The sequence below is a fragment of the Amycolatopsis sp. NPDC005232 genome (genome assembly GCF_040607795.1).
GTDB lineage: Bacteria > Actinomycetota > Actinomycetes > Mycobacteriales > Pseudonocardiaceae > Amycolatopsis.
In genome coordinates, this window is the sequence record NZ_JBEXHL010000003.1 from 368,116 (window position 1) to 387,504 (window position 19,389).

Annotated in this window: 19 protein-coding genes; 17 read left to right on the top strand and 2 right to left on the bottom strand. The window is 70.6% G+C overall.

What is annotated here, in order from left to right; all coding sequences use genetic code 11:
- The first annotated feature begins 26 nt into the window (after positions 1–26).
- From ABZU76_RS08975 to pqqE, 15 genes are all read left to right on the top strand, one after another.
- Entirely contained in the window at positions 27–1,157 is a 1,131-nt protein-coding gene (locus tag ABZU76_RS08975; protein WP_354866621.1) for a cupin domain-containing protein, read from the top strand.
- Positions 1,154–1,999: a fumarylacetoacetate hydrolase family protein gene (locus ABZU76_RS08980; RefSeq protein ID WP_354866623.1), complete on the top strand. Its 846-nt coding sequence runs from the start codon at positions 1,154–1,156 to the stop codon at positions 1,997–1,999. Before ABZU76_RS08975 ends, ABZU76_RS08980 begins: the two co-directional genes overlap by 4 nt.
- Positions 1,996–2,673, top strand: a complete 678-nt coding sequence (locus ABZU76_RS08985; RefSeq protein WP_354866625.1) for a maleylpyruvate isomerase family mycothiol-dependent enzyme — start codon at positions 1,996–1,998, stop codon at positions 2,671–2,673. The genes ABZU76_RS08980 and ABZU76_RS08985 overlap by 4 nt, the downstream gene beginning before the upstream one ends.
- A gap of 10 nt (positions 2,674–2,683) precedes the next feature.
- Positions 2,684–3,901, top strand: a complete 1,218-nt coding sequence (locus ABZU76_RS08990; RefSeq protein WP_354866627.1) for an FAD-dependent monooxygenase — start codon at positions 2,684–2,686, stop codon at positions 3,899–3,901.
- A 112-nt stretch (positions 3,902–4,013) separates the two neighbouring features.
- On the top strand, positions 4,014–4,457 hold the full coding sequence (locus tag ABZU76_RS08995) for a carboxymuconolactone decarboxylase family protein (RefSeq protein WP_255637858.1): 444 nt from the start codon (positions 4,014–4,016) through the stop codon (positions 4,455–4,457).
- A gap of 74 nt (positions 4,458–4,531) precedes the next feature.
- Entirely contained in the window at positions 4,532–5,416 is an 885-nt protein-coding gene (gene sigJ / locus ABZU76_RS09000) for an RNA polymerase sigma factor SigJ (RefSeq protein WP_354866629.1), read from the top strand.
- A 380-nt stretch (positions 5,417–5,796) separates the two neighbouring features.
- The gene (locus tag ABZU76_RS09005; RefSeq protein ID WP_354866631.1) at positions 5,797–7,191 is read left to right on the top strand and encodes a LytTR family transcriptional regulator DNA-binding domain-containing protein; all 1,395 of its coding nucleotides are present in this window, start codon (positions 5,797–5,799) and stop codon (positions 7,189–7,191) included.
- 62 nt (positions 7,192–7,253) lie between these two features.
- Positions 7,254–9,506, top strand: coding sequence for a catalase/peroxidase HPI (gene katG / locus ABZU76_RS09010; RefSeq protein ID WP_354866633.1), 2,253 nt, complete (start codon positions 7,254–7,256; stop codon positions 9,504–9,506).
- A 353-nt stretch (positions 9,507–9,859) separates the two neighbouring features.
- Positions 9,860–10,321 (top strand): MSMEG_3727 family PQQ-associated protein, encoded by a 462-nt coding sequence (locus ABZU76_RS09015; RefSeq protein WP_354866635.1) that lies wholly within the window; start codon positions 9,860–9,862, stop codon positions 10,319–10,321.
- 13 nt (positions 10,322–10,334) lie between these two features.
- Positions 10,335–12,041: a PQQ-dependent dehydrogenase, methanol/ethanol family gene (locus ABZU76_RS09020; RefSeq protein WP_354866637.1), complete on the top strand. Its 1,707-nt coding sequence runs from the start codon at positions 10,335–10,337 to the stop codon at positions 12,039–12,041.
- 45 nt (positions 12,042–12,086) lie between these two features.
- Entirely contained in the window at positions 12,087–12,182 is a 96-nt protein-coding gene (pqqA, locus tag ABZU76_RS09025; RefSeq protein WP_220239625.1) for a pyrroloquinoline quinone precursor peptide PqqA, read from the top strand.
- A 72-nt stretch (positions 12,183–12,254) separates the two neighbouring features.
- The gene (gene pqqB, locus ABZU76_RS09030; protein WP_354866639.1) at positions 12,255–13,142 is read left to right on the top strand and encodes a pyrroloquinoline quinone biosynthesis protein PqqB; all 888 of its coding nucleotides are present in this window, start codon (positions 12,255–12,257) and stop codon (positions 13,140–13,142) included.
- Between the two features lie 3 nt (positions 13,143–13,145).
- Positions 13,146–13,850, top strand: a complete 705-nt coding sequence (gene pqqC, locus ABZU76_RS09035; protein ID WP_354866641.1) for a pyrroloquinoline-quinone synthase PqqC — start codon at positions 13,146–13,148, stop codon at positions 13,848–13,850.
- Between the two features lie 5 nt (positions 13,851–13,855).
- Positions 13,856–14,149, top strand: a complete 294-nt coding sequence (gene pqqD / locus ABZU76_RS09040; RefSeq protein WP_354866643.1) for a pyrroloquinoline quinone biosynthesis peptide chaperone PqqD — start codon at positions 13,856–13,858, stop codon at positions 14,147–14,149.
- The gene (pqqE, locus tag ABZU76_RS09045) at positions 14,142–15,236 is read left to right on the top strand and encodes a pyrroloquinoline quinone biosynthesis protein PqqE (protein WP_354866645.1); all 1,095 of its coding nucleotides are present in this window, start codon (positions 14,142–14,144) and stop codon (positions 15,234–15,236) included. The genes pqqD and pqqE overlap by 8 nt, the downstream gene beginning before the upstream one ends.
- A gap of 3 nt (positions 15,237–15,239) precedes the next feature.
- Here pqqE and ABZU76_RS09050 read toward each other — a convergent pair whose 3' ends face one another.
- The gene (locus tag ABZU76_RS09050; protein ID WP_354866647.1) at positions 15,240–16,316 is read right to left on the bottom strand and encodes a sodium:proton exchanger; all 1,077 of its coding nucleotides are present in this window, start codon (positions 16,314–16,316) and stop codon (positions 15,240–15,242) included.
- A gap of 245 nt (positions 16,317–16,561) precedes the next feature.
- Between ABZU76_RS09050 and ABZU76_RS09055 the strand changes: the two genes are divergently transcribed.
- Entirely contained in the window at positions 16,562–17,335 is a 774-nt protein-coding gene (locus tag ABZU76_RS09055; RefSeq protein WP_354866649.1) for a hypothetical protein, read from the top strand.
- Here the strand turns inward: ABZU76_RS09055 and ABZU76_RS09060 are convergent.
- A complete protein-coding gene (locus ABZU76_RS09060) occupies positions 17,332–18,717 on the bottom strand; it encodes a cytochrome P450 (protein ID WP_354866651.1) in 1,386 nt (461 codons plus the stop codon). The two genes, ABZU76_RS09055 and ABZU76_RS09060, sit on opposite strands and share 4 nt — an antisense overlap.
- 78 nt (positions 18,718–18,795) lie before the next feature.
- On the opposite strand from ABZU76_RS09060, the gene ABZU76_RS09065 reads away from it, so the two are divergent.
- On the top strand, positions 18,796–19,368 hold the full coding sequence (locus tag ABZU76_RS09065) for a TetR/AcrR family transcriptional regulator (protein WP_354866653.1): 573 nt from the start codon (positions 18,796–18,798) through the stop codon (positions 19,366–19,368).
- The last annotated feature ends 21 nt before the right edge of the window (positions 19,369–19,389 follow it).

The window sequence follows — 19,389 nt, forward strand, 5'->3', positions numbered from 1 at the left end:
AGCAGAACTTGTCTAGCGTTGCCCGCATGACAGCGAAGGCGGAACACCGACCGGTCTCCCCGGTGACCCTGCGCGCCACCGCCGGGCCCGGGCAGCCGGAACCCACCCCCGAGCTCCACGAGCTCTACCGCGGCTTCGAGCAGGAACTGCTGATCCCGCTGTGGGCGCAGATCGGCGACCTGATGCCGGCGAGCCCCCGGCCGCTCGCGCAGGCGCACCTGTGGCGCTGGGCGAACCTGCTCGGGCTGGCGGAGCGCTCGGGCGAGCTCGTGCCGGTCGGGCGCGGCGGCGAGCGCCGGGCGATCGCGCTGGCCAACCCCGGCCTGGGCGGGGCGCCGTACGCGACCCCGACGCTGTGGGCGGCGATCCAGTACCTCAAGCCCCGCGAAGACGCCCCGGTCCACCGCCACAGCCAGCACGCGTTCCGGTTCGTCCTGGAGGGCGAGGGCGTGTGGACGGTCGTCGACGGCGACCCGGTCGCGATGCGGCGCGGCGACTTCCTGCTCACGCCCGGCTGGCACTTCCACGGCCACCGCAACCAGTCCGACGTCCCCATGGCGTGGCTCGACGGCCTCGACATCCCGTTCGCCCACCACACCGGATCGGCCTTCTTCGAGTTCGGCCCTGACCAGGTCGAGGATCGCTCCACCCCGGACCGCTCACGCGCTGAGCGGCTGTGGGCCCACCCCGGCCTGCGACCGGTGTCCCAGAACGGGCCGCGGGTGAGCTCACCCATCGCCGCCTACCGGTGGGAGCACACCGACGCCGCGCTGCGCGACCAGCTCGACCTCGAGACCGAGGGCCACCCCGGGGTGCTCGAGCCGGGCCACGCGGCCGTCCGCTTCACCAACCCGACGACCGGCGGCGACGTCCTGCCCACGATCCGCGCCGAAGTGCACCGCCTGCGCGCGGGCACCACCACCGCCGCGCGGCGCGAGGTCGGCTCCGCGGTGTGGCAGGTGTTCGAGGGCGAAGGCACCGTCGAGGTCGGTGCGCGCAGCTGGCGTGTCGGGCGCGGCGACCTGGTCGCGGTGCCGTCCTGGCAACCGGTGACGATCACCGCCGGAACCCGGCTCGACCTGTTCCGCTTCGCCGACACCCCGATCTTCGAACGGCTGCACGCCGACCGCGTCCAGGTGGAAGGAGCCCCGGCGTGAAGCTGACGACCCTGCGCACCCCGGCCGGCACCCGCGCCGCCCGCGTCGATTCCGGCGTGGTGATCGAGATCGACTCGCCCGACGTCGGCACCCTGCTCGCCGACCCCGTCTGGCGGGAGCGCGCGGCGGCGGCCGACGGACCGCGCCACGAGCTCTCCTCGGCCGACCTCGCGCCCGTGCTGCCGCGGCCCGGAAAGATCCTGTGCGTCGGGCTGAACTACCGCGGCCACATCCTCGAGATGGGCCGCGAGCTGCCCGAACACCCCACGCTGTTCGCCAAGTTCGCCGAAGCGCTGGTCGGTCCGGCCGACTCCGTCTCGCTCGACGAGGCCTCAGCGGCCGTGGACTGGGAGGCGGAGCTCGCGGTCGTGGTCGGCGCGCCCGTCCGGCGGGCCGGCGTCGCGGAAGCCGAAGCGGCGATCGCCGGTTTCGCCGTGCTCAACGACGTCACGATGCGGGACTGGCAGTACCGGACCGTGGAGTGGTTGCAGGGCAAGACCTTCGAGGCCACCACCCCGTTCGGCCCGTACCTCGTCACCCCGGACGAGCTGCCCGGCGGCACCCGTCCCGCGCTCGAGCTGCGGTGCACCGTCGACGGCGAACTCGTGCAGGCCGCGAACACCGCGGACCTGGTGTTCGATCCCGTCGCGCTGGTCGCCTACGTCTCGACGATCCTCACCTTGCGCCCCGGCGACGTCATCGCGACCGGCACGCCCGGTGGCGTCGGGCACGCGCGCGACCCGAAGCGCTACCTGACCGACGGCTCCGTGCTCGTCACCGAGATCGAAGGCCTTGGCACGCAACGGAACACCGCGCGCCTCGGCACGTCGGCGCCGGAATGACCCCCGCACCGGATCCCCGGACCTGGGCCGACGCCGGCACCGGGCTTCTGCTCGCCGGGCTCGACACGTTGAGCGACGCCGAGCTGGACCAGCCGTGCGCGCTCGCCGGCTGGACCCGTCGCCACCTGCTCGCCCACGTGGCGTCCAACGCGGAAGCGCTCGGGCGGCTGCTGAGCTGGGCGCGCACCGGAGTCGAAACCCCGATGTACGGCTCCCCCGGCGAACGCGCCGCCGCCATCGAGTCCGGCGCCTCCCGCCCGGACCTCCGGCGCTGGGTCGCCGCCTCCGCCGCCGAACTCGCGGAGGCCGCCGACGCGATGCCCGCCACCGCGTGGGCCGCCGAGGTCGTCACGGCCCAGGGCCGGACCGTCGCCGCCGGCGAGACGTCGTGGATGCGGGCGCGCGAGACCTGCGTCCACGCAGTCGACCTCGGGACCGGCACGACGTTCGACGACCTGCCCGAGGGGTTCCTCGCGGTGCTGGTCGACGACATCGCCGCCTGGCGCTCGGCCCGGCCGGGACCCGCGATCCGGCTCATCACCCCGCACACCGGCCACGAGATCACCGGCGACGGCACACCCGTGCCCGTCGATCTCCCGCTCGCGACGGCCGCCGCCTGGCTGGCCGGGCGCCACCGCGAGGCCGGTTTGCCCACCCTGCCGCACTGGCTGTGAGGAGACGACGATGACCGATTCGATCGTGACCACCGTTCCCGACGTCGGGGACGGCGTCGACGTCGACGCCGTCGTCGTCGGGGGCGGCATTGGCGGGCTCGGCACCGCGCTGGCGCTGGCGCGCTCGGGGCGCGCGGTGCGCGTCCTGGAGCAGGCGGCGGAGTTCGGCGAGGTCGGGGCCGGCCTGCAGATGGCCCCGAACGCGACGCGCGTCCTGCGCGACTGGGACCTGCTCTGCGAAGTCGTCGAACACGGCGTGCGCCCGCGGCGGCTCGTCATGCGCGACGCGCTCGACGGCAGCGAGCTCACCCACCTCGACCTCGCCGACGCCGAACGCCGCTACGGAGCGCCCTACGTCGTGATCCACCGCAGCGACCTGCACGCCATCCTCGTGCGGGCCTGCCGCGACGCCGGCGTCGACCTGGTCACCGGCGCGACCGTCACCGGCGTGGAGAACGGGCCGGACTCCGCGACAGCCGTCGGCGACCACCGTCGCGACACGGGCCACATCGTGATCGCGGCCGACGGCCTCCGGTCCGGCCTGCGCCGCCGGCTCAGCTCCGACGAACCCGTCAGCTCCGCCTACGTCGCCTACCGCGGCGCCGTCCCGCTCGCCGACCTCCCGGACACCGGCGGCCTCGCCCTCGAGGACGTCACCGTCCACGTCGGACCGGGCTGCCACCTCGTCCAATACCCCTTGCGCCGCGGCGAAATGCTCAACACCGTCGCCGTGTTCCGCTCCCCCAAGGCCCTTGCCGGAGAAGAGGACTGGGGCACGCCCGACGAGCTCGACACGGCGTTCGCGGCCACCTGTGAACCGGTCCGTGCCGGTCTGCCGCATCTGTGGCGGGACCGCTGGTGGCGCATGTACGACCGCCGGCCGATCGGCACCTGGGTCGACGGCCGCCTCGCCCTCACCGGCGACGCCGCCCACCCCATGCTCCAGTACCTCGCCCAGGGCGCCTGCCAGGCGCTCGAGGATGCCGCCGGTCTCGTCGAGCAAGCCGACAAGCACGACACCGGTTCCGGCACGGACTGGGACCCGGCCTTGCGGGACTACGCCGCGGCCCGGGCCGTGCGCACCGCGCGCGTCCAGCGCACCGCGCGCGACTGGGGCGATCTGTGGCACTGCGAGGGCCTGTTCCGCGCCACCCGCAACGCCCTGCTGCGCGACCGGGCCGCGGACGACTACCGCTACGTGGACTGGCTCTACGGACACGGTGCGTAGGTGATCCGGGTCACTCGCGCGACGGTTCTGTCACGCCGGGACCCGGCTGTCCCGTCGTTCGGGTGCCCGCAGCACACCGGGAGAACAAGACACCAGGAGAAGGGGAACCACCGTGCCGCAACGCATCGTGATGGGGAAGGTCGCGCCCGAGCCGTACAAGAAGGTGTTCGAGCTGTACACCTACGCCCAGGGCACGGTCGAGGCTTCCCTGCTGGAACTGATCAAGCTCCGGGCTTCGATGGTCAACGGCTGTGCGTTCTGCGTCGACATGCACAGCAAGGACGCGCTCAAGGCCGGCGAGTCCGCGCAGCGGCTGTTCGCGGTCTCGGTCTGGCCCGAGTCGCCGTTCTTCTCGCGGGAAGAACGCGCCGCCCTGGCGCTGACCGACGCGGTCACGAAGATCGGCGAAGACGGTGTGCCCGACGAGGTGTGGGACGAGGCGCGGGAGATCTGGTCGGAGAAGGAGGTGGCCGACCTGGTGATGGCGATCATCATGATCAACGCCTTCAACCGCATCGCGATCAGCACCCGCCAGGCCCCGACGCTGGACGCGTGAGCCCGGCGACCACGACACTCCGGACGGCCCGCCGAACGCGGACCGCCCGGAGCGCTGCTTCCCACGCCGGCCTCGTGGAGACGGACACCGGCGGTGCCGGCGCGGCTTTCGAAGAGCATCGGCCGGTGCTCTTCGGCGCCGCCTACCGGATCCTCGGCAGCCTCGACGATGCCGAGGACGTCGTCCAGGAGGCCTGGCTGCGGTGGTCCGAGGTCGACCACACGACGGTCGAGGAACCGCGCCGGTTCCTGGTCAAGGTGGTGTCCCGGCTGGCGATCGACCGCCTGCGCCTGGCCCATCGGTGGCGCGAGACCTACGTCGGCCCGTGGCTGCCGGAGCCGGTGAGCACCCACGAGGGCGAGCCGCTGGGACCGGCCGACACGGCCGCGCAACGCGACACCCTCTCGCTGGCCACCCTCCGGCTCATGCACCGCCTCTCCGCGCCGGAACGCGCGGTTTTCGTGCTGCGGGAAGCCTTCGAGCTGCCGTACGAGGAGATCGGGCAAGTCCTCGGCCTTGGCGAGGCCCACGCCCGGCAGCTGCACCGGCGCGGCGCCTCGCACCTGGCGACCGGCCGCGACCGCTTCACCCTCGACCCCGACGTGCACCGCAAACTCGTGGACCGGTTCCTCACCGCCGCCCGCACCGGCGACCGGGCCGCCCTGCAAGGCCTGCTCGCCCAGGACGTCACCCTCTGGGGCGACGGCGGCGGCAAGGTCCGCGCGGCCCTGCGGCCGGTGTCTGGGGCCGCGAAGGTCGGCCGGTTCGTCTTCGGCACGATCGGCAAGTACTCCGAGGTCGAGTTCCGCACCGCCGACGTCAACGGCGAAGCCGCGCTGGTCGTCCGGCTCGGCTCGACGTGGCACGTCTGCTCCTTCGAGACCGTCGACGGTCTCATCACGGGAATCCAGTGGATGTCCAACCCGGACAAACTCGCCCGGTTCACGCCGGCCGGGTGACCGGCACCGGGTTTCGAGGGAAGCATCGCTGCGTCCGGCCACTGTGGACACACCCCGACCAAAGCCGACGGTGAACTCATCACGGACTTCACCGGGCAGTGGAAAGAAGATATTGGGGCGCCGCAACCACAATCGCCTTCCGAACCCGCGTCGATCGGCGGGACGAGTTCCCTGGTCACGAAACGTGCGCAGCCTGGCGGCGATACCTAGACTGGGCCGTACCGGTCGGTGACACAACTTGGAACGAGTGACGACGCCACGGCAAGCGTGAGGCAGTGGCCGGTCCACTGCAAGCCAGACCAGGCCTGGACGAACGGAAACCGGTACAGGCCATGGGCTTGCCGTCGAGCGTCGGTGATGGACCAGAGGGGGTCCCCACCATGGGCGATGCGCATCGGTTCGAAGGGAAGGCGGCGAGCCCCGCCGGCGGCGCCGTTTTCGCGGCGTGGGAGCGGTTCGTGCAGGGCGAGGACCAAGTCCCCGGCGTCCGGCCGGTGGTGGCGATCTCCTGGCACCGGTGCCGGGAGCAATACCGCGTGGATCCGCACCTGACCGAGGCTCCGGTCGCCGTCGCCGAGCGTGCCCACAACCCCGAACACGATGTCGTCTTCGCCGAGCTGGGTTTCCGCGCCGCCTCCGTGGCCCATGAAATGGGGAGCCTGCCGGGCGTCGTCACCGTCACCGACGCGGCCGGGCGGATCCTGGGCGACTGGGGCGACCCGGCCACGCTCGCCCGAGCCACCGACCTCAATCTGGCGCCCTGGTTCTGCTGGTCCGAATGCGCGGCGGGCACGAACGGCATGGGCACGGCGCTCGAGGCGCACGGCCCGGTGCTGATCAGCGGCGCGGAGCACTGGTGCCAGGCGTTCCACAACTGGGTCGGCGCGGGCATCGCGGTGCGCGACGTGGTGACCGGGGAGCCCATCGGGGGTCTGAACCTCTCGTGCTGGCGCAGCCAGCTCCCCCCGTCGGCGGGCGGGTGGCTGGCGAACGCGGTCGCCAAGACCCAGAGCGCCTTGAAGCGGCGTGCCCGCGACAGCGGAGCCGAGCTGGTCGCGGCCTTCACCCAGGCGAGTGCCCGCTCCCGTACCCCGCTCGCCGCGGTCGACACCGCGGGCAAGGCGGTGATCGCGGACGACACGGCAAGTGTGCTCATGGGCGTCCCGGCGTCGACTCCGGCGATCGACGCGACGCTGCGCTGGAACCCCGGGCTCCCGGAGCTGATCGCAGCCGCTCGGCACGCCAGCAAGCAGGCCACCCACAACCCCGACTGGGTCGGCTCGACGCAGATCTTCACCCACCTGGCCGACGAGCCGACCGCGATCAGCATCCGGCCCGTCTTCTCCTGCGCTCAGCTGATCGGGCACCTCGTTTCGTTCGGAATCTCCGAAGGTGTGCAGCTGCCCCAGGCGCAGGCGTCCGCGCGCCCTCGGGTGCGGCCACGCCGGGTGGTCGGGATGCGGGACAGCCGGATGGTGCTGCTGCACCTGCCGGAAGTCTCCTTCGCGGAGTCGGAGGGCAACGACGTGTGGCTGTCCACCGCGCAGGGACGCTTGCGGGCCGCTTCGCAGAGCCTGGACAAGCTCGACACCGAACTGGCGGAGGCCGGCTTCCTGCGGGTGCACCGCAGATACGTGGTCAACCTCAGCCGCATCCGGGAGATCGAGCGCGGGCACAAGGGCGAGCTTCGGCTCGTCATGGACGACGGGGCGAACGCCATGGTGCCGGTCTCCCGCCGCAACGCTCCGGCCGTGCGCCGCGCGCTGGACCTCTGAGTTCCCGGCACCACCGCACCGCTGCACCACTTCACCACCGCACCACCCGGAAGGATTCACCGGTGTCTGACAGCCCCGACGCCGTTGTCGGCGAGACGAACGACCGGAGCGCGGGCGGCCTCGGCCTCCCCGGCACGGCCAACCTCGGCAGCCGCCCGGCCGCGCCCTCGAGCAACCGCGACTGGTGGCCGAACCGGCTCGACCTGGGCATCCTCCGGAAACACCCCGCCGCGGCCGGCCCCTTCGGGCGGGACTTCGACTACGCCGCCGAGTTCCGGACCCTCGACCTCGGCGCCCTGGCGAACGAGGTCGACGAGGTGCTGACAACCTCACAGGAGTGGTGGCCCGCCGACTTCGGCCACTACGGCCCGCTCGTGATCCGGATGGTCTGGCACTGTGCCGGGACGTACCGCATCGACGACGGCCGGGGCGGCGCGGCGACGGGCATGCAGCGCTTCGCCCCGCAGAACAGCTGGCCGGACAACCGCAACCTCGACAAGGCGCGCCGGCTGCTCTGGCCGGTGAAGAAGAAGTACGGGCGCAAGGTCTCCTGGGCCGACCTGATGGTCTTCGCCGGCAACCGCGCCCTGGAGACGATGGGCTTCACCACCTTCGGCTTCGCCGGCGGCCGGGCGGACGTCTGGGAGTCCGACGACGACGTGTACTGGGGTCCCGAGCACGCCTGGCTGGGCGACGAGCGGCACGGCGGCGTCCGGGAGCTGGAGAACCCGCTCGCGGCCGCCCAGATGGGCCTGATCTACGTCAACCCGGAGGGGCCCCACACCGTCCCGGACCCGCTCACCGCCGCGCGCGACATCCGCGAGACGTTCCGCCGCATGGCGATGAACGACGAGGAGACCGTCGCACTGATCGCGGGCGGGCACACGTTCGGCAAGACCCACGGTGCCGCCGGGCCGGACACCTACCTCGGCCCCGAACCCGAAAGCGCCGCCGTGGAGGAGCAGGGCCTGGGCTGGAGGAGCGGTTACGGCACCGGCAAGGGTGCGGACACCATCTCCAGCGGGCTCGAGGGCACGTGGACCCCCACCCCGACGAGGTGGGACAACAGCTTCTTCGAAACCCTGTTCGGCTACGAGTGGGACCTGGAGCTGAGCCCCGCCGGTCTGTGGCAGTGGATCCCGCGAGGCGGCGGCGGAACCGGCACCGTGCCCGACGCCCACGACCCGGAGAAAACGCACGCCCCGACGATCCTCACGACCGACCTGGCGCTGCGGACGGACCCGGTCTACGAGCCGATCGCCCGGCGTTTCCTGGAGAACCCGGACCTGCTCGCGGACGCGTTCGCACGGGCGTGGTTCAAGCTGACGCACGTCGACCTGGGCCCGATCCAGCGCTACCTCGGGCCGCTCGTCCCCCGCGAGACCCTGCTCTGGCAAGACCCGATTCCCGCGGTGGACCACGAACTCGTCTCCGCGGCGGACATCGCCGCGCTCAAGAACGAGATCCTCGCCTCCGGGCTGTCGGTCTCCGAGCTCGTCTCCACGGCCTGGGCGTCGGCCTCGACGTTCCGCGTCAGCGACAAGCGGGGCGGGGCGAACGGGGCGCGCATTCGCCTCGAACCGCAGCGGAGCTGGCCGGTCAACGAGCCCGACCGGCTGACGCGGGTGCTGCGCTCCCTGGAGGAGATCCGGCAGTCCTTCACCGAATCCCGAAACGGGGCCAAGAAGATCTCGCTCGCCGACCTCATCGTGCTCGGCGGGGCCGCCGCCGTCGAGCAGGCCGCCGAGAACGCAGGCCACGACGTCGAAGTCCCGTTCACCCCGGGCCGGATGGACGCGACGCAGGAGTGGACCGACGTGGAGTCCTTCGCCGCGCTCGAACCGGCCGCGGACGGGTTCCGCAACCACCGGGGCAACGGCGGCCGGCTCACGCCGGAGCACCAGCTCGTCGACCGGGCGAACCTGCTGAGCCTGAGCGCGCCGGAGATGACGGTTCTCGTGGGCGGTCTGCGGGTCCTCGGGGCGAACCACCGGCAGTCGTCGCTGGGCGTTTTCACGTCCCGACCCGGGTCGCTGACCAATGACTTCTTCGTGAACCTCCTCGACACGCAAGTGGAGTGGCAGCCGAGGACGGGGTCCGGTTCGCTCGCGGAGACCTTCGAGGGCCGCGACCGGACCACCGGCGAGGTCAGGTGGACCGCGAGCCGCGTCGACCTCGTCTTCGGTTCGAACTCCGAACTGCGGGCGCTCGCGGAGGTCTACGCGAGCGACGACGCGGAAGCTCACTTCGTTCGTGACTTCGTTGCGGCGTGGGACAAAGTCATGAACCTCGACCGGTACGACCTTCGGTCGTGATCGGGGCGCGTCCTCGGCCGGCCGAGTTTTTCACCAGGCGCCACCGGCCGTACCCGGGACGGGTTTCGGGTGACCCGGCCCTTGCCCAACGGAGCCGAACCCGGTGCGAACGGTCGTCGATTCGCGGTGAACGGCGCGGGCCGGCCCGCCCACCCCGCGCGCTTGTCGCCGTGTTTTCTCCGGCGTAGCGTGCCTATTGAGCACCGATTTTGAGTCGGACGTCGGACGACGCGGGAAAATTGATCGGATTTCGCAGAATTTCCGTGCGAAAATGCGCATCCCCGCGCCCGAGCACCTTCGATGCGACCGATGCGAAGTCGGCACGACGATCGGGATGAGGAAGGTGAAGGCCGATGACAAGAGCGCCGGAGCGGACCGACTTGCTCAAAGAGCTCGGGCTGGACGTGCAGAACCACGCAACACTGGGTCGCGTGCTGGGCACCGGAAAGATCGGGCGGGCCAGCGAAGGATCGGATGGCCGCATGCAGGCCACCATTCGCATCAACGAGGACGAGCTGATGTGGGATCCCTCCATTCTCGTGATGCCCCACGGAGGGGATATCGACCTCGAACTCGTCAACGACGACAAGAACACCCACTGCGCGCTCCTGCCGAGCAATGGCGACCGGAAATTCATTTGGCTGGTGAATCATTCGCGTGGCCGGGCGACGCTCAACCTCGACGGCCCGGGCTACTACTGGTACAGCTCGCCCACCGGCAACGACGAGGGCCGGGGGCTGACCGGCGCCATCGTCGTCCTGGGCGACGCGCCGCCGGAAGCCCGCCTCGACCGACCCGAGCAGCCGCAGCCGTAGGGAGGAGGAGACCATGACGACGTCGGAAGACTATGTCGACGCGGGTGAGGCCATCGACCAGGGAAACCTGAGTGGCAAGATGCCAGGCGGAGAGGTCGCCCCGCCGGTGACGGCCTCGGTGACCTACGAGCGCATCCTCAACGCCCGCAACGAACCGCACAACTGGCTGACCTACTACGGCGCCTACGACGGGCAGCGCTACAGCCCGCTGGACCAGATCAACACGGAGAACGTCAAGCGTCTCGTCCCCGCGTGGGTGTTCCAGGCCGGGACGACCGGCCTGATCGCGGGCGCGTCGACCTACTCGTTCGAGGCCGCTCCCATCGTTGTCGACGGGATCATGTTCCTGACCGGCTGGGACGGCTGGATCTGGGCCCTGGACGCGAAAACGGGGGTGGAGATCTGGCGGTACAAGCACGCCGTACCGTTCGACGTGTCGCTGTGCTGCGGGAACGTCAACCGCGGCTGCGCGGTGGCGCAGGGCAAGGTTTTCTTCGTCGCGGCGAACGCCCGCCTCATCGCGCTCGACGCGACCACCGGGAAAATGGTCTGGGCCAAGACGTACGGCGACGTGCGAGCCGGTGAGAGCGCCACCGTCGCCCCGCTGATCGTGAAGAACATGGTCATCGTGGGCAGTTCCGGCGGCGAGTTCGGCGTGCGCGGTCACCTGGACGCGTTCGACCTCGAATCCGGCGAGCACCAGTGGCGCTGCTACATGGTGCCGAAGCCAGGCGAACCCGGCTCCGAGACCTGGCCCGCCGACGGCGAGGCCTGGGCGCGGGGCGGCGCGAACTGCTGGGTCACCAGCACGTTCGACCCCGAGACCAACCTGCTCTACGTGGGCACCGGCAACCCGGCGCCCGACTTCGACGGCGAGGTCCGGGAAGGCGACAACCTCTACACCGACAGCATCGTCGCCGTCGACGCGGACAGCGGGCAGATCCGCTGGCACCACCAGTGCACGCCGCACGACCTGTGGGACTACGACAGCATCGCCGAGTGCATCCTGTTCGAGAAGGACGGCCGCAAGCTGCTCGGGCACTTCGACAAGAACGGCTACTTCTACGTCGTCGATCGCACGGATGGTGAGCTGGTGTCGGTCACGCCGTTCGTGGACCGCATCACGTGGGGCGCGGTCACGCGGGACGGCCGGGTCACCGCCAAGCTGTACCCGGAGAAGGAGGGCGAACCGGTCCACTTCTACCCGGGTCCGGCCGGCGCCAAGGAGTGGACGCACGCGTCCTACAGCCCGAAGACCGAGCTCTTCTACGTCCCGGTCCAGGACACGGGGGCCACGGCCACCCGGCGCCGCCGGGAGTTCAAGGAGAGCATCCCCTATTGGGGCGCCGGGGTTCAGGTGGACGCCGAGGACATGGCCGGATCGATCAGCGCGTTCGACGGCAACGGCGAGGAGAAGTGGCGCTGGCGCAACGAACTCCCGATGTGCGCCTCGACGCTGGCCACCGGTGGCGACCTGGTGTTCGCCGGCGAGGCCACAGGCGAGTTCAACGCGCTCGACGCGCGCTCCGGGGAGCTGCTCTGGCAGTTCCAGTGCGGAAGCGGCCACCACAGCAACCCGACCACATACACGGTCGACGGGCGGCAGTACATCGCCGTGCCGGTCGGCTGGGGCGGGTGGGCCGAGGGGTTCCTCCCCGGCATGCTGGGTGCGGGGCACGGAAGCGCCCTGTTCGTCTTCGCTCTCCCGGAACCCGCGTGACGCTCGAGAAGAACCCGCCGAGAACCGGGCAGAGGAGGTGAGTCCATGGAGTCTCGACTCGATGTGTGGGAGACGCCCGAGTTCGACGAGATCGGAGTCGCGCCCGAGGTGACCATGTACATCGCTCAGCTGGACGACTAGAGGACGTGGGTGGCGCCGGGCTTCGGCCCGGCGCCCTCCGCCCGCTCGGACGACCACGGACGGAGTGCCGGGATGTGGCTGCGGGTGCTGGGCTCGGCTGCGGGAGGCGGCTCCCCGCAGTGGAACTGCGGCTGCCCGGTCTGCACCGCCGTCCGGTCCGGGACCGGGCCCGCGCGCACCCAGTCCTCGGTCGCGGTGAGCGCCGAGGGCCGGTCCTGGTTCCTGATCAACGCCTCCCCCGACGTCCGCACCCAGATCGAGGCGTTCCCAGGGCTGCGGCCACACGGTGATCGCGCGTCGCCGCTGGAAGCGGTGCTGCTCACCGATGCCGAACTGGACCACACCCTCGGCTTGCTGCTGCTGCGCGAGGCCCGCGGTCTGCGGCTGCACGCCACGCCGGCGGTGTACAAGACGTTGCGCGACGGCTCGGGGGTGCTCCGCACGCTCGAGCTCTACTGCCCGGTCGAATGGCGGGCGGTGGTCCCCGGGGCCGACGTGCCGCTGGCCGACGGGCTGTCGTGCCGCGCGTTCGACGTGCCCACCACCAAGCGGCACCGGTTCGGACCCGGGGCGGACCACGGTCGCGTGGTGGGCTACCGGCTGACCGACGACCGCAGCGGAGGACGTCTGGTCTACCTGCCGGGGATGCAGGCGCTGACGCCGCAGCTGTGTGCGGAGATCGCGGGCTGCGAATGCCTGCTGATCGACGGCACCTGCTGGCGTGACGACGAACTGGTGCGGCTCGGCCTGGCCGGCAAGACGTCGCGCGAGATGGGCCACCTGCCCGTCGACGGCCCGGACGGCACGCTGGCCCGGCTCCCGTCGCTGAACGTCGGGCGGGTGATCTTCGTGCACATGAACAACACCAACCCCATCCTGCTGGAAGACACGGTCGAGCGGCATCTCGTGGAGGCCGCCGGCATGGAGGTGGCCGTGGACGGACTCGAGGTCGAGGTGTAAAGCATGACAACGACAACCGGGACCACCGCCGCGACGACCGACGAGTTCGTCGAGACGTTGCGGGCCCATTCGCGCCGGTACCACGACCAGCATCCGTTCCACGTCCGCATGAACGCCGGCCGGCTGAGCCGCGGACAGATCCAGGGCTGGGTGGCCAACCGGTTCTACTACCAGGAGAACATCCCCCGCAAAGACGCGGCGATCCTCTCCGGCTGTCCCGACCTGGAAGTCCGCCGCCGCTGGATCCGCCGGATCATCGACCACGACGGCCGCCATCCCGGGGAGGGCGGCATCGAGGCGTGGCTGCGCCTCGCCGAGGCCGCCGGGCTCACCCGCGAGGAAGTCCTGGACCACCGGCACCTGGTCCCGGGGGTGCGGTTCGCGGTCGACGCCTACGTGAACTTCACCCGGACCCGCCCGTGGGTGGAGGCGGTCGCGTCGTCGCTCACCGAGCTGTTCGCCCCCGACCTGATGGCGGAGCGGCTGGCCGCGTTCGAGCGGTGGTACCCGTGGATCGACCCCGAGGGCCTCGCCTACTTCCGCGCCCGCCTCGAGCAGGCGCCGCGCGACTGCGAGCACGCCCTCGAAGTGGTCACCGCGCACTGCCGGTCCGCCGAGTCCCAGGCCCGCGCCGTCGACGCGCTGTCGTTCAAGTGCGATGTCCTGTGGAGCCTGATGGACGCGATCGATCGAACCTATCCGGAGTGAGCCCCATGGACTCGACAACCCGCAGCGAAGTGTCTACATCGGACCGACCGCGACTGGCGCGCCACGTCCGGTTGGCGTTCAACACAGCCCGGCAGCAGCACGTCCTGCAGCTCCCCGAGACAGTGGTGGTGCTGAACCGCAGCGGCGCGGCCATTCTCGAGCTGTGCGACGGGCAGCGCACCGTGGCCGAGATCGTGGCCGAGCTGGGTGAGCGGTACGAGCGCGTCCCCGACGACGAGGTCCGGCGGTTCCTGACCCGGCTCGTCGCCCGGCGCTGTGTGGAGCCGGCCGATGGATAACCCCTTCGGACTGCTGGCCGAGCTCACCTACCGCTGCCCGCTGGCCTGCTCGTACTGCTCCAACCCGCTGAACCTGGCCGACTACACCGACGAGCTGACCACCGACGAGTGGCGGCGGGTGCTGCTCGAAGCACGGGACCTCGGGATTCTGCAGTGCCACCTGTCCGGCGGGGAACCGCTGCTGCGGCGCGACCTGGTGGAGATCGTGGCGGAAGCCCACGAGCTCGGCCTCTACACCAACCTCGTGACCAGCGCCCTCGGCCTCTCGCGGCCGAGAGCGGAGCAGCTGCGGGCAGCCGGTCTGGACCACGTGCAGATCAGCGTCCAGGCCGATGAACCTCATGCGTCCGACCGCATCGCCGGGACCCCGTCCTTCGGGCGCAAGATCGAGGCCATGGGTGTGGTCAAGGAGCTGGGGTGGCCGCTGACCGTGAACGTGGTGCTGCACCGGCAGAACATCGACCGCGTCGCCGACGTGCTCGGGCTGGCCGAGCAGGTGGGCGCCGATCGGGTGGAGCTGGCCAACACCCAGTACTACGGCTGGGCGTTGCGCAACCGGGCAGCACTGCTGCCGACCCGGGACCAGCTCGACGCGGCCGAGCTCGTCGTGCGGGCCGCCCGCGAGCGGCTGCGGGATCGCATGGACGTCATCTACGTCCTGCCCGACTACTACAGCCGCTACCCGAAGCCGTGCATGGGCGGCTGGGCGTCCCGTCAGCTGACCGTGACACCGAACGGCGACGTCCTGCCGTGTCCGGCCGCCCAGTCCCTGCCGTTGCCGCGGGCGAACGTGCGGGAGGACCCGTTGCAGCGGATCTGGTCCGAGGCCCCGGTGATGACCGCGTTCCGGGGTACGGACTGGATGCCGGATCCCTGCCGCAGCTGCGATCGGCGGGAGCTCGACTTCGGCGGGTGCCGCTGCCAGGCGTTCCAGCTCACCGGCGACGCGGCACGCACCGACCCGGTCTGCCACCTCTCGCCCGACCACCACCTCGTGGCCAGGGTGGTCGAGACCGCGAACGCCGATTCGCGGACCGATCTTCCGTTGATCCCCCGTCCGCACCGCGCCGGACATTCCAGCGTGTGACGCTCAATCCGATTCGATCGGTGCTCCGCCGAACACGGCGAAGCTGACGGCCCAGTAGGCGATGTAGAGCGCGAGCAGCACGAACCCGTGCCAGCGCTTGAGCCTGCGGGTGTAGAGGAAGTACGCCGCGAGCGCGGTCATGCCGACGAGGACCGGGAGGTGCCAGGAGAGCACGTTCTCGTCGACGTCGATACTGCCGCCGGCGAGCAGGACGATGCCGAGTTTCGCGGTCACGCCGAAGACCACGCTGCCGATGACGTTCCCGACACCGAGCTCGGGCGCGCCTTTGCGGGTGGGTTCGACGGTCAGGAAGATGTCCTCGAGGGTGAGCACGAGGGTGGCGATCGTCGCACCGAAGAGGGCACCCTGGATGTGGTAGTCCTCCAGGATGCCCTTGGTGCCGTAGCTGGTGATGGCGGCGCCGGCGACGAGGCCCACCAGCGCGAGCACGGCCAGCGCGATCGCGACCCAGCCGGGGATCGGGCGCTCTTTGTTGAAGGGCATCGTCACGACGAACGGGGGCTTGTCGGTGGGCACGTCGGCGGGGTCTTGCTTCGAGGTGCTTGCGGTTGCGCTTGCGCTTCCGCTGGGGCCCGCTCCGACCTCCAGCTTCTCGAGGATCTCCGCATTGCGGAAGACGGGCGTGCTCCGCTTGAGCTCCCGGGTGGCCACGTACCCGATGAAGAACACGAACAGCAGCACGAGCACCACGCCGTAGATCGGGGTGAGAGGCGCGAAGACGATGAAGGGAATCAGCACCAGCGGCGCGGCGGCGAACAACGCGAGGTACGGGCGCGGAATGTTCACCTTCGTCGGCGAAACGATCGCGGCGAGGGCGAGCACTATTCCGATCATCGAGATCGCCGTGCCGAATACGGTCCCGAGAGCGACGTCACCGAGATCTTCGACGTTCAGCGCCACTCCGAGCGCGACGTCGTCGAATTCGATTCCGGTGAAGACGATCGCGAGCAAGAACACGGAGACGCGCAGGCCGGCCGCCGCACCGACGACGTAGGTGATCAGCTTCTCCGCGCTGTAGATCAGCAACGCCGCACCAGCGACGAAGATGAGGATCGACATAGTACCGGCATTCCTTTCCGAGAGGGCCGAAAAGGTCAGTGCTCGGGTCGACCGACAGCCGGCCACTGCCCCAGGCATCCGATCGTCGCAGGTCGCCGTCGATTCGGCTACGCTGACTCACCCACGTGAAATTATGGCGAACAATTTGCCCGTTCGGCGGTGGAATTCGCCGGTTTCCCCTACGACCGCGCGCATTGCCGGCGGTGCCGCCGGGACAGGCGTTCGCGGGTGGCAGGATGCGGCCCATGCGAGTGACGCGCTACGACGCGGCCCAGGAGGTTCGGGGGCGGGTGGACACGAATACCGTGGCCCGGCTGGACGAGATCGGCGGGTTCGCCGAGGTGCTCGACGCGCTCGGGCAGCTGCGTGGCGAAGATCCGACCGCGCGGATGCTGTGCACGCTCGACGACGTCGACCAGTGCTTGTACACGAGCGTGCACGCGACGGAAGACGATCGGCTCTGGTTCGACGACGGCACCGACAACGGCACCGACGACGAGGACCCTGCCGTGCGGCGGAAGGTGGACGACGCGCGGGCGGCGCACGTCGCCGCGGCCCTCGAAGATCCCGGGTCCAGGGTGGAGTGGGAGGAACTGCCGGGGCAGCGCATGGGCGGCGAGGTCGACGTCGCGGCGCTCGTCGCGGTGAACCGGAAGCCGGACGGGTTCCTGGACGACGTCGTGCTCGTGCAGCGGGTGCCGGTGGGCCGCGACGACCTGGTCATCGCGGGGATCCCGAACGGCTACTTCACCAGCGACTGGAGCGTGTTCCAGAACCACGCGATCGTCCGGCGGATGGCGGCGCACAGCTATCGCCACTTCGGAATCGGGGCTTCGCTGCTCGGGTTCGATCGGGCCGCTGCCCCGTCGACCGAGGAGGCGCACGCGGTCGTCGCCGATCTGACGCACCTCTACGGCGCGCCCGGCGTGACCGCGTGGGACGAGCTGGCCGGGCTGCTGCCCGAGCGCCGCCTGCTGCTGCTCGGCTACACGGAGAACTTCCCCGATATGGTCGGCTAGCTCGTCTGAACCGCCGCACGCGCTCGGGCCCGTGGGCGAACCGTGAAGCCGCTCGGCTTGAGCGTCAGGGACTCGGCGATCTTCAGCTCGTACGCCGGGTCAGCCTCGAAGTCGTAGCGCTGCAACACCATTCCCAACGCGAGCACCGCCTCGTGCAGCGCGAACTGCCGGCCGATGCACGCGCGTTCCCCCGTGCCGAAAGGTTTGTAGGCCTGCGCCGGGCGTTTCTTCACCGCGGCCGGCTCGAAGCGGTCCGGGTCGAACTTCTCCGGGTCCGGCCCCCACACCGCCGGGTCGCGGTGGACCAGCGGCAGGGGCACGATCACCCAGTCGCCCTTGCACATCCGGTACTTCCCGCCGAGCAGCACGTCTTCGCGGGCCTCGCGCGAGTAGCCGGGAGCGGTCGGCCACAGCCGCATGGCCTCGTCGAGCACGCGGCGCACGTAACGCAGCTTCGCGACATCGCTGAACTCCGGCTCTCGATCGCCCCACACCGCGTCGACCTCGGCGCGCGCCTTCGCCAGCACGTCGGGGTTGCGCGTGAGGTAGTACAGCGCGAACGACAGCGCGCCGGAGGTCGTCTCGTGGCCCGCGACGACGAACGTGATGGCCTGGTTGCGGATGTTCACGGGGTCGAGGCGCTCGCCCGTCATCGGGTGGCCTTCGGTGAGCATGAGGCCGAGCAGGTCGCGGCTCTCGCCACCTTCGCGGCGCCGGGCCTCGATGACCTCGTCGACGAGGTTGTTCATGGTCGCGATGTCGGCCTGGTTCTGAGCGGGCGACCCGGCGAACGCGCGCCGCACGAACGGGAGCTTCACGTTCTGCAGCTGCGCGAACCGCAGCGCGCGGATCATCGCCGTGACGAAGGGGTGCGGCTCGGCGCGCTCGAACGAGCCGAACCGGTAACCGAAGCCGGCGCGCCCGATCGTCTCCAAGGTCAGACGGGTCATGTCGGCGGCGACGTCGACCGGGCCGCTCGCGCGGTCCCACGCGTGCGTGAGGTCGTGCGCGACCTCCAGCATCACCGGGTGGTAGCGGCGCATCGCCTCGGCGGAGAACGCCGGCTGCAGGATGTCGTGGGCCAGCCGCCAGTTCGGTTCGTGCGTGTGGGCGGTGAACAGCCCGTCGCCCGCCAGCGCGCGCAGGTTCTCGATGCCGAGGCCGACGTGCTTGCCGAACTTCGTCTCGTCGTTGAGCTGTGTGACCACGTCGACGCCACCGGCGAAGACGATCTCGAAGCCGAAGATCTTGCGCGTGAATATGGGCCCGACCTGCTGCCCGACGCGCAGGGTGTCCTGCAACGGCGTGCGCGGGTTCGACCCGAGCAGGTCGCCGATCACCGGCAGCCGGCCCGGCCGGTGCGGAATCCCGGTGGTGTCCACGTTCGCTCCCCTATTGAACCCAGATCCAATAACGTCACGATCCCCCGCTACTGAACCCGTGTCAAGTAAACTCGCGTGATGCGGACACGGCTGAGCACGCAGCAGCGGCGCGAGCAGCTCCTGGGCATCGGCGCCGGGCTGTTCGCGAACCGGCCGTACGACGACGTGTGGATCGAGGAGGTCGCCGAGATCGCGCAGGTCTCGCGCGGCCTGCTCTACCACTACTTCCCCACGAAAAAAGACTTCTTCGCCGAGATCGTCCGCCGGCAGCGCGACCAGCTCCTGGCGATGAGCGAGCCCGACCCGGCGCTGCCGGTCAGCGAGCAGCTGAGCGCCGGACTGGACGTCTACCTCGAGTTCGCCCGCACGCACCCCGACGGCTACCGCATCGTGCACCGCTCCGCCGGCGACGCCGACCGCGAGATCCGGGAGATCCGCGAAGCCGGGATGGCCGCGAACACCGAACGCATCCTGGCCGCGCTCGCCCTACTGAGGCCGATCACCGAGACCACGCGACTGGCCGTGCGCGGCTGGCTGGCCTTCGTCTCCACGCTGATCCTCGACTGGCTCGACCAGCCGAAGGTCACCCACGAGGAGCTGCGCAACATCTGCGTCCGGACACTCTTCGCAGCGGTCGACGTCACCGTGTGACGCTCCCGGTCAGTCCACAGT